The organism is Streptomyces sp. MBT53 (genome assembly GCF_016654115.1).
Taxonomy (GTDB): Bacteria; Actinomycetota; Actinomycetes; order Streptomycetales; family Streptomycetaceae; genus Streptomyces.
The window spans coordinates 1-485 of sequence record NZ_JAEQAZ010000503.1; the positions used below are offsets into that span (position 1 = coordinate 1).

Below are 485 nucleotides of genomic sequence, written 5' to 3' on the forward strand. Positions count from 1 at the left end.
CCCACCCCCGTCCCACCCACTCCCCCAAGGGGCCTGACGGCCGAGGAGGTTGATCCCCCGTGTTCCACCGACGGCGTGCCACCATGGCCGCCTTCCTGCTGCCCGCGATCGCCGTGTACGCGCTCTTCATCCTGTATCCGCTGTTCAAGGGCGTCTACTTGAGCCTGACCGACAGCGTCGGCGGCCCGATCTCCCACTTCGTCGGCGCGGACCAGTACAAGGCGATGGCGGACGACCCGCAGATCTCCGCGGCCCTGTGGCACACGGTCCTCTACGCCGTCGTGGTCGTCGTCGTGCAGAACGGCCTCGGGCTGCTCTTCGCGTCGATGCTGTTCCGCCGCGAGAAGGTCCGAAGGGCCCTGAGCGTCGTCCTGTTGACCCCGACCCTCATCTCGCCGCTGATGGCCGCGTTCATCTGGTCGTACCTCTTCGCACCGAACGGCGGCCTCAACGCCCTGCTCGACGGGGTCGGTCTCGGCGGCCTC

The 485-nt window shown here is 68.5% G+C and carries 1 protein-coding gene; it reads left to right on the plus strand.

Annotation, left to right across the window (positions count from 1 at the left end; all coding sequences use genetic code 11):
• Positions 1-59: 59 nt before the first annotated feature.
• On the plus strand, positions 60-485 hold a 426-nt coding region (locus JHN45_RS52490; RefSeq protein WP_201056592.1), incomplete at its 3' end, for a carbohydrate ABC transporter permease.